At 64.9% G+C, this 6,034-nt stretch carries 5 protein-coding genes; 2 read left to right on the top strand and 3 right to left on the bottom strand.

The window, feature by feature from the left end:
* The first annotated feature begins 28 nt into the window (after positions 1–28).
* Entirely contained in the window at positions 29–2,245 is a 2,217-nt protein-coding gene (locus N5D48_RS17465) for an LTA synthase family protein (protein WP_279886600.1), read from the top strand.
* Between the two features lie 84 nt (positions 2,246–2,329).
* On the opposite strand, the gene N5D48_RS17460 is transcribed toward N5D48_RS17465, so the two are convergent.
* The gene (locus N5D48_RS17460; RefSeq protein WP_279886598.1) at positions 2,330–3,655 is read right to left on the bottom strand and encodes a sigma-54 dependent transcriptional regulator; all 1,326 of its coding nucleotides are present in this window, start codon (positions 3,653–3,655) and stop codon (positions 2,330–2,332) included.
* A 332-nt stretch (positions 3,656–3,987) separates the two neighbouring features.
* Here N5D48_RS17460 and N5D48_RS17455 point away from each other — a divergent pair, with 332 nt between their 5' ends.
* Complete coding sequence (locus tag N5D48_RS17455) at positions 3,988–4,254, top strand: hypothetical protein (RefSeq protein WP_279886596.1); 267 nt, start codon at positions 3,988–3,990, stop codon at positions 4,252–4,254.
* 106 nt (positions 4,255–4,360) lie between these two features.
* On the opposite strand, the gene N5D48_RS17450 is transcribed toward N5D48_RS17455, so the two are convergent.
* Both N5D48_RS17450 and N5D48_RS17445 read right to left on the bottom strand, forming a co-directional pair.
* Positions 4,361–4,927 (bottom strand): VWA domain-containing protein, encoded by a 567-nt coding sequence (locus N5D48_RS17450; protein WP_347881635.1) that lies wholly within the window; start codon positions 4,925–4,927, stop codon positions 4,361–4,363.
* A 101-nt stretch (positions 4,928–5,028) separates the two neighbouring features.
* A complete protein-coding gene (locus N5D48_RS17445) occupies positions 5,029–6,033 on the bottom strand; it encodes an AAA family ATPase (RefSeq protein WP_279886592.1) in 1,005 nt (334 codons plus the stop codon).
* Between the last annotated feature and the right edge of the window lies 1 nt (position 6,034).

Raw genomic sequence — 6,034 nt, 5'->3', positions numbered from 1 at the left:
TCATCCGGCACAGTTTTGTGACGGTTTAATGGCATTTAAGGAAAGTTTTGTGAACAAGCTGCTCGGTCACCCTCGCGCCCGCCTTGCCACCCTGGCAGCCCTGGTGCTGGTGTTGCCAATGGCCGCACGTGCCCTGCTGGGCTGGTCCGACCCCTTCGGCTACCTGTCGGACCTCGCGATCGGCAGCCTGCTGGTAATGACCCTGCACCGACGTCCCTGGTGGCTGGCGCTGCCTGTGCTGCTGGCGTGGGGCGGCCTGTGGGTCGCCTCGGCGGAGCTGGTCAGCGCGGTCGGCAGGCTGCCCACCGTCGACGACCTGACGTACCTGTTCGACCCACAGTTCATGGAAAACTCCACCGGCGGCGGGCTGACCCATGCCTGGCTGCCCGTGCTTCTGATCCTGGGTCTTGGCGCCTGGCTCGCGAGCCAACGCCAGGACTCGACCAGCGCAGCACTGCCACGGCGCGCCTGGGCCATTCCCCTGGCACTGTTCGGCCTGCACTGGGGCGGCCAGCACCTGGCGCCATCGGACGCCGATCAATGGCGGCAATTCAACCTCGGCCACCAGGCGCTCTCCGCCGCCGTGGGCAACGCCCAGCGCCTGGCATTGAACACGATGGGCCATCCAGCCGCCGTCACCGCACTGCCCAGCACGGGCCTGACCCAAGCCGATCTTGACGGGCGCCGGCTGCTGGACGGCGCGGGCCGTGCGCGCAACCTGCTGATCATCACCGTGGAAGGCATCCCCGGGGCCTACGTGCGCGCCAACCGCGAGGCCCTGGGCAGCCGTTTCCAGCAGGACCTCATGCCCAGGCTCAGCCACTGGGCCGAACGCGGCATGAACACGCCCGATTACGTGCTGCACACCCACCAGACCATTCGCGGCCTCTACGCGATGCTCTGCGGCGACTACGACAAGCTGGCCAACGGCACGCCCAAAGGCGTGGAACTGCTCACCCAGCACCAGCGCAACCAGGCCTGCCTGCCGGCGCAGTTGCGCCAGGCCGGCTTTACCACCCATTACTTGCAAGGCGCCGGCCTGCGTTTCATGGCCAAGGACCGGATCATGCCGCACATTGGCTTTGACTCGGTGCACGGCCTGGAGTGGTTCGGCAACGACAACTACCTGGAATTCCCCTGGGGCAAGGACGATCGTGCCTTCTTCGAAGGTGCGCTGGACTATGTCGGCGAACTGCGCAAGCAGACGCAACCCTGGATGCTCACCCTGCTCACCGTTGGCACCCACCAGCCGTACTCGGCGCCCGAGGCGTACCTGCAGCGCCATGCCAGCGCCAAGCAGGCCGCCGTGGCGTACCTGGACGATGCGCTGGGCGACTTCCTCGACAGCCTCGAACGCCAGGGCGTGCTCAAGGACACGCTGGTGGTGGTCACTTCGGACGAGTCCCATGGCATCGACGGCGTACGCCTGGCTTCGGCCTGGGGCTTCAATCTCACCCTCGCCCCGGAACAGGCGCAACTGCCCCGGCTCAAGTCCGGCACCTACGGCCATGTCGACCTGACCACGTCACTGCTCGACTACTTCGCCCTGCCGATTCCACTGGCGCTGGGCGGGCGCTCGCTGTACCGCGACTATGACAGTGGTCGTGAGATGATTTCCTACACCAACGGTGTCCTGCGCTATCACGATGGCCAGGGTATCCTGAGCGAATGCGACTTCCAGCAACGTTGCCGGCGCTATGCCAGCCAGGGGTTCATCGCCGACCAGGCCAGGTTCCTCGGTCGCGGCGACGACACGCTCGGGCCGCAGCTCAACCTGCTGGCCGCCACCCTGGACCAATCGCTGCTGCAGACGCCACTCAATCTGCGCTATCAGTTCGGTGGCCCTTCGCCCATCGCCCTGCAGGAACGCATCCGTGACGACTGGGCGGACAACCTGATCGGCGCGCAATACCTGGAAATGCCCGAAGGCACACGCACCCGGGTACGCCTCAAGGTCCGCGCCCTCGATCCGCAGCACCAGGCGTTCATCCGCCTGAAAGCCAAGGAGCTGGAGCAGGATGTACCGCTGGGGTTGCCCGAGGAAATGCTGGTGACGGCCGATCAGCCGCTGGAAATGCAGTTCGATTTCGACAACCCGAAAGTGCGCAAGGCATTTTCCTTCCACCTGCTGGGTTATGGCAGCGGCGAGGTGGAGGTCAGCGACTTCAGCGTGATCACTGCCATGCCGGGTGAGGAGGACGCGGAGGAAGAGCTGGCGGACGGGCATATTGCCCAGTCGAGCTGAGTCGCGGCTGACTTTGGCGCCGCCACTGTAGGGAGCGGCGGCGCGCCGATGCGACTTGCCCGCGAAGCAGCCGCTGCGGGGTGTTCAACGAATCTGGTGCTTGTGCAGCAATCGATAGAAAGTCGGTCGCGAAACGCCGAGCACCTTCGCCGCGATGCTCAGGTTGTCACTGTGGCGACTCAGTACATCGCAGAGCGCCTGGCGCTCCGCGCGGTGCTTGTAGTCCTCCAGCGTGCCCAGCGGCTGATCCTGCTCATGCAGTTCCTGCAAGCCCAGGTCCTGCGCCTCGATCTGTCGGCCTTCGGCCAGCACCAGGCCACGCCTTACCCGGTTGGCCAGCTCCCGCACATTGCCCGGCCAGTCGTGCCGCCCCATGGCGGCCAGCGCGTTTTCGCTGAACGAACGTGGCCGCCTGCCTGTTTCCAGGCTGTAAAACTGCGAGAAGTGGCTGGCGAGCATCGACAAGTCGCCATGCCGATCGCGCAGCGGGGCAGTGATCACCTGCAGCACATTGAGGCGGTAATACAGGTCTTCACGAAAGCGCCCCTGCCCTATCGCCTTTTCCAGGTCCACATGGGTTGCCGCCAGAACCCTGACATCCACGGCGATGGGCTGGTTGCCGCCGACCCGCTCGATGTGTTTCTCCTGCAGGAAACGCAGCAGGTTCGCTTGCAGCTCCAGCGGAAGATCGCCGATTTCATCGAGAAACAGCGTGCCGCCATTGGCGGCCTCGATGCGCCCCACCTTGCGCTGGTGCGCCCCGGTGAACGCGCCTTTTTCATGGCCGAACAGCTCTGACTGGATCAGATGCTCAGGGATCGCGCCGCAGTTGATGGCGATGAACGGTTTTTCGCGACGCTGCGACTGGCGATGCAGCGTGCGCGCCACGAGCTCCTTGCCGGTCCCGCTCTCGCCCCGGATCAACACGGGTGACTCGGTGGGCGCGAGCTTGCCGAGCAGTTTGCGCAGCTCGCGGATCAGCCGGCTTTCACCCAGCAGTTCGTGCTCGGGCTCATCCACGCGCACCGCACCCTTGCCGCGCAGACGCGCCATGCCGAAGGCCCGCCCCAGGGTCACCTGGACCCGCGAGACGTCGAACGGCAGGGTATGGAAGTCAAAGAACCACTCGCAGACGAAATCGCCGACGTTCTGCAAGCGCAGCTCTTCGGCACTCAAGACGGCGATCCATTCGGTATTGCTGCGCTTGATCAGGTCCTTGACCGCGTCGGGGTGACGCAGGTGCGATACCTGCAAGCGAACCAGACCGACATCACAAGGCTGCTCCAGGGCGGCCTCCAGGGTACAGCTGCGCACGTCCCAACCAACGCTGCGCAGGCCTGGCAACAGGCGGTGGCAGTCATCGCAAGGGTCGACGATCAACAGGCGGCGGTGGGCAGCAGTCTCGAGCATGACCGTTCCTTGGCGTCAGATTTTAGTTTTTCACGAATAAACAGTTAGTTGCGACGCCAAAATTAACAGTAGCAATGAACTTGACGCACTCCATGACCGTTGGTCAGTCCATTTTCGCCACATAAAGCACAGCCGCGAATTTGCGCAGAAATCTGGCGTCATGAACCCTGCGTGAGCGTATTGACAAAGAGGCCGTTGAAAAAAAATTCGCGCATATGTGACTCAACCACTGACCTGGAGCATCAGTACGTTTAACCCCGCGCTGTAGAGTTTGGAACGACTGCACCGCGGAACTTTATTTCGCTGTTTGGGACCATGAGAGAGACCGAACCATGAATGCCCCGCTCCGTGTCAACGAAGCACTGCTGATCGCCGACCACGCCTTCGAACCCTTCCAGTGCGTTGCCTGGGATGCACCCAACGGTACTGGTGAGCTGAGCCTGGCAGTGATCGACCGGACCAGCACCCGAATCGGCAGCAAGCAAGTGTCCTCGCGCATCTACTCCGACCCTGCGCAATGGGCCAGCCTGATCGAGGAAGTCCGCGCGGAACTGTCGCGCAAAGGTTATGACCTGCAACCCTGGTCGATGCCGAAGTGATCAACGTCGACTATCACAAGTGCGCGCGACTCACGCACTTGTGATAGTCACTTCTCTTTAATGAAGAGCATTTTTTAGTTGCGACATCCTGTCGCAAGCCTGCTCTTCATTCGACCTGTTCGAACTGCTCGACATGCCGATATTCGGCATTTAGTTGTTCCGCAAGTTGTCGGGCGCGGCCGACCCTCACCGCCGCCATTTCCATATCGACGAGCAAGGTATCGCATGGCATGGGCTGTGGCGCGCGCCACGCGTGCAGGCGGCCGTCGGTCAGCACCAGGCAGCGCCGGGTCTCATGGGGCAGGCGCTTGCCGCGTGCCAGCAACCATGTCCGGGCTTGTTCCAGAGCCGCGAACAGCGGCGTCCCGCCACCGGCGCCCAATGCTCGCAGCCACGGTTGCAATGCCGCCGACGCCTTGAGGCCATGGCGTTGCCAGTGTGGCTCGCTGCCGCTGGCCGTCAGCAACGCCAGACGCGCCCGCTGCCTGTAGGCCTGATCGAAAACCCCGGCCAGCAGCCCTTTGGCCTGGGCCAGCGCCTGATGTCGTCGGGTGGAGGCCGAGGCGTCGACGATCACCAGCCACAACTCGGGGGCCTGGGCCTGGCGCTGCCGCCAGCACAGGTCGGCGCGCTGGCGCGGTCGCCCCTTGAGCAGGGTCGGCAGCCAGGCGATACGGCCCTGGTCAGCGGCGCGCGAGCGGCCACGGGCCGGCCCCGTCAAATGACCGGCGCGAGGTCTGGCATCCGCCGCGCGGGCGTTGCGCGCGCGGATGCTCAGGGCTTTTTTGCCCAGTTCGGCACCTCGCGGCGGGGACCATTGGCTACCGGTTGAGGCGCCAAGGCGCCCCAGTCGCCCTGCCCGTCCTGTTGCTCCGCTGGCCGAGACTGTGGCAGAGGCTGCTGCGGGGCAGCATGGGCCTGCGGGGCGTCCGTGCGGCGGCGATGACGCAAGGCGAACTCGGCAACCGCCTCGATGTCCGCGTCCTCGATGACGGTATTGCCACGCCAGGCGGCATGGGCGCGGGCCGCGCGCAGCCAGACCAGGTCGGCGCGCAAGCCATCGACTCCGGCAGCGAAGCAACGTTCGGTGATACAGGCCAGGGCGCGATCATCCAGGGCAATCGATGCCAGGCGCTTGGCCGCTGCGCGGCAGCGCTCGCGCAACGCCGCCTGCTCTGCGGCCCACTGGGCACGAAATGCCTGCGGATCGCTATCGAACGCCAGCCTGCGACGAATGATCTGCTGGCGCGCATCAGGTGCCGGCAGCCCCTCGAGGGCGACATTCAAGCCGAAGCGGTCGAGCAGTTGCGCACGCAACTCACCCTCTTCCGGGTTCATGGTGCCGATCAGCACGAACCGCGCGGCATGCTGGTGGGAAATGCCGTCGCGCTCGATACGGTTGGTACCGCTGGCGGCGACGTCCAGCAGCAGGTCCACCAGCGGGTCGGGCAACAGGTTGACCTCATCCACATAGAGCACGCCACCGTCGGCATGGGCCAGCACGCCAGGCGAAAAACGTGCCTGGCCCTGCCCCAGCGCCGCATCCAGGTCCAGCGTGCCGACCAGACGCTCCTCGGTGGCGCCCAAGGGCAAGGTGACGAACGGGACATCGCCGAGCAGGTCGGCCAACCCACGCGCCAGGGTGCTCTTGGCCATGCCACGCGGGCCCTCGATCAGCACGCCACCGATCTTGGGATCGATGGCGGTCAGGCACAGGGCCAGCTTGAGATCGTCGGCGCCAACCACCGCGGCCAGCGGGAATTGCATGGGTTCGCTCATG

The organism is Pseudomonas sp. GD03858, from assembly GCF_029840925.1.
In the GTDB taxonomy this organism is placed as follows: Bacteria; Pseudomonadota; Gammaproteobacteria; order Pseudomonadales; family Pseudomonadaceae; genus Aquipseudomonas.
Note: the sequence above shows the minus strand (reverse complement) of the source record. Positions and strands in the feature narration are given on the sequence as shown.